This is a genomic window from Clostridium polyendosporum (assembly GCF_018332455.1).
GTDB classification, from domain to species: domain Bacteria; phylum Bacillota; class Clostridia; order Clostridiales; family Clostridiaceae; genus Clostridium_AY; species Clostridium_AY polyendosporum.
In genome coordinates this window covers 1-3,852 of the sequence record NZ_BOPZ01000058.1, presented here as the reverse complement: position 1 = coordinate 3,852, position 3,852 = coordinate 1, and the positions used below count along the sequence as shown (strand labels likewise).

General features: G+C 30.7%; 2 protein-coding genes, 1 tRNA gene and 2 rRNA genes. All 5 read left to right on the top strand.

What is annotated here, in order from left to right:
• A 23S ribosomal RNA gene (locus tag CPJCM30710_RS17305) occupies positions 1-77 on the top strand; the annotation flags it as partial.
• A gap of 61 nt (positions 78-138) precedes the next feature.
• Positions 139-256, top strand: a 5S ribosomal RNA gene (gene rrf, locus CPJCM30710_RS17300).
• Between the two features lie 28 nt (positions 257-284).
• A tRNA-Asn gene (locus CPJCM30710_RS17295) sits at positions 285-359 on the top strand.
• A gap of 370 nt (positions 360-729) precedes the next feature.
• Positions 730-2,466, top strand: coding sequence for an ABC transporter ATP-binding protein (locus tag CPJCM30710_RS17290; RefSeq protein WP_212905386.1), 1,737 nt, complete (start codon positions 730-732; stop codon positions 2,464-2,466).
• 98 nt (positions 2,467-2,564) lie between these two features.
• Positions 2,565-3,704, top strand: coding sequence for a sensor protein KdpD (locus CPJCM30710_RS17285; RefSeq protein WP_212905385.1), 1,140 nt, complete (start codon positions 2,565-2,567; stop codon positions 3,702-3,704).
• Positions 3,705-3,852: the final 148 nt, after the last annotated feature.

Here is a 3,852-nt window from a genome sequence, read left to right as displayed (position 1 = left end):
CAAGGTTGATAGGTCAGAGGTGTAAGCATGGTAACATGTTAAGCTGACTGATACTAATAGGTCGAGGGCTTGACCAATAAAAAGGCTAAAACTTATGTGCAATTTTGATGGAACAAAATTTCATCAATAAAAACTTAATCTGGTGATGATGCTTTTAGAGGATACACCCGTTCCCATACCGAACACGATGGTTAAGCTCTAAGAGGCCGATGGTACTGCACGGGCGACTGTGTGGGAGAGTAGGAGGTTGCCAGGTATCCTTTGAAAATCAAAGGACACAATATTCCGCGGTAGCTCAATGGTGGAGCACTCGGCTGTTAACCGATAGGTTGGAGGTTCGAGCCCTCTCCGCGGAGCCATTTTGAAAGTAACATCAAGTGATAGCTTGATGTTTTTTTATTTGTAAAAATTTATTAAGTTACTTCTAATGAATACAACTTTGTTAAGAAAGAGTAATTATTTCAATCATGGTGAGTTTTATGATTTTAGAAGTTATTAGGGTATATTTTAAGCTGTGAACTTTATGCAAAGTGGTTTACAGCTTTTTGATATTTCTTAGAATATAGTATCTCTATATATTACTACATTGATTAATTAAGAAAAAAGTGTTATTTTATTTTGTATATTAGTTTATAGTGAGAAAGGAAGGTGGCATAAATTAAATTAATTAAATATTTTAGCTAATTATATGTTAGTTAAGCAGTAGTTTAATTAATTTAAGAATGTGATATGAGTAGTTTGAAGAAATTTATAAGCTATTATAAACCATACAAGCATATGTTTTTTTCAGATATGTTTTGTGCACTGACTTTATCAGTCATAGATTTAGTATTTCCTCTCGTAGTAAGATATCTTTTGAATGATGTATATGTGATGAATGATAGAAATAAAATACTTCTTTATGTTGCATATATAGGCATTACCTTGTTTTGTATGTACATTATTAGATATTTATGTCAGTATTACATAACATCTTGGGGACATATAATGGGAGCTAAGATGGAAGCTGATATGAGAAAGGATATTTTTGATCATCTGCAAAAGTTACCTTTTTCATATTATGATAATACAAATACCGGAAAACTTATGTCTAGAATAGTTACGGATCTTTTTGATATATCAGAATTGGCACATCACGGTCCAGAAGATTTATTTATCTCTATTTTGAAGTTAACGGGATCATTTATAATATTATTAAATATAAATGTAAGAATAACCGTAATACTTCTTTTGTTTACATTTGTAATGCTGTATTTCTCATATTCTTATAATAGAAGGATGAGAGGTGTATTTAAGAGCAATAGAGAAAAAATAGCAAATGTTAATGCTCAAATACAGGATAGTCTTTCTGGAATAAGGGTAGTAAAGTCCTTTGCTAATGAAGATATAGAAAGTTTAAAATTTGCTCAAGGCAATATTGAATTTTTAAAGACAAAGGAAGATAGCTATTTTATAATGGGCAGGTTCTTTAGCGGTAATAACTTTTTCCAAGGAATATTGTATCTTTCTGTTATACTTTCAGGCGGTATATTTATAAGCTTAGGTTCATTAAATATTTCAGATCTAGTAGTTTATATTTTGTATATAAATATATTTTTAAATCCTATAGATAAACTTGTAAATTTTACAGAACAATTTCAGAGAGGGATAACTGGTTTTGAAAGATTTTTGGAAGTAATGAATACTGAACCAGATATAGAAGATAGGGAAAACTCAGTAGAAATTAGAAATATAAAGGGAGATATTGAATTTAAGGATGTATCTTTTAGCTATAATGATAAGCACAATATTTTAAGCAATATAAATATAAAGCTTCCAGCAGGGAAAACCACTGCTATCGTAGGACCTTCTGGTAGTGGAAAATCAACATTCTGCAGTCTTATACCAAGGTTTTATGAAATTAATGATGGCTCTATAGCAATAGATGGCATAGATATAAGAGATATAAGACTTAAATCTTTACGAAATTCTATAGGAATAGTTCAACAAGATGTTTATATGTTCTCAGGTAGTATAAAAGAAAACATAGCTTATGGAAAACCTGATGCAACAGATAAAGAAATTTTTGAGGCAGCTAACAAAGCAAACATACATGAATTTATAATGAGTTTATATGATGGTTATGATACTTATGTAGGAGAAAGAGGAGTTAAGCTTTCTGGCGGACAAAAACAAAGAATATCAATAGCTAGGGTATTTTTAAAAAATCCACCTATATTAATTTTGGATGAGGCAACATCAGCATTAGATAACGAGAGTGAGAAGTTTATTCAAAAATCCCTTGAAAAATTAGCAAGAAACAGAACTACATTAGTAATTGCTCATAGGTTAAGCACTATTAGAAGTGCGGATGAAATAATAGTTATTACAGATGAAGGTATAAAAGAGAAAGGAACTCATGATGAGCTTATTAGTAAGAATGGAGTGTATGCTTATCTTCATAATATGCAATTTAAAGATATTTAGGTAATCCGTATTTAACTTCAATATTTATAAAATAATTAACATTACATATAATATATAATAAACAATAAATATTATATTAGTTTAAAGGATTTATAAATATGGGTGAGAAATTTAAAAGAACTACTCCAGAAGAGGCACTAAAGAGACTAAAAGAGGAGCAGATGGGACAATTAAAGATATATATAGGATATGCTCCGGGCGTTGGCAAGACATATACTATGCTTAATGAGGCTAACAATAGACTTGAGAAGGGCGAAGATATCTTAATCGGATATTTAGAATCGCATCAAAGAAAAGAAACAGAGGCCCAGATAGGAAAGCTTGAAGCTATACCTAGAAAGAAAATTAAATACAATGGAATGGTTCTTGAAGAGATGGATACAGAGGCAATAATCACAAGAAGACCTACAACTGTGCTTGTAGACGAACTTGCACATACTAATGTTCCAGGATCAAAAAATAGAAAAAGATATGAAGATGTTGAAGAAATTTTAAATCATGGAATAAATGTTATATCAACATTAAATATTCAGCACCTGGAAAGTCTTAATGATATAGTTAGACAGATTACAGGAATTATTGTAAGAGAAACTATACCTGATATTATAGTAGAGAATGCTGATGAAGTTGTAGTGATAGATATTACTCCGACTGCACTTCGCAACAGGCTTAATGGTGGGTATATATATAAACATGAAAATGTTGTTAGGTCATTAAAGAACTTCTTTAGACAAGGAAATCTTACTGCCTTAAGAGAAATTGCATTACGACAAACTGCTGAAGAAGTTGATGAAGAACTTGAGGAATATAAGAAACAGCATGGAATAAAAGAAAATTGGCATGTTATTGAAAGAGTTATGGTATGTATTGGGCCTAGCCCATCTTCTAAAAAACTTATTCGAAGAGGAGCACGAATAGCTAGAAAATTCAAATGTGAATTAATAATTGTTAATATTAATTGTACAAGGGTTTTTATGCCTAAAATGACACAAAAAGATATACAAATGCTTGAAAGTCATTTTAAGCTAGCTAAACAGCTTGGAGCGAAGGTTGTAACATTAAGAGGAAAGAGTGTCTCAAGGGAACTTGCTAAGTTTGCAACTGAAAGATATATAACTCAAATTATTATAGGGCATAGTGGGAAAACAAAATGGGAGAGCTTAATTAGAGGATCTACCGTTACTAAGCTTTTAAAGTTAACAAAGAATATTGAGGTGCATATAATACCTAATAATTAGAAATAAAAACTTCCCATTAGGGAAGTTTTTATTTCTCAGTTTGCTGAAAAACCCCCTGTTTAAAAACAGAGGGTTTTTCTAGCAAACTTGTGGATAAATTTTAAAACAGGGTTTTTCTATTAATTTGAATAAAATTTTATATAAATCT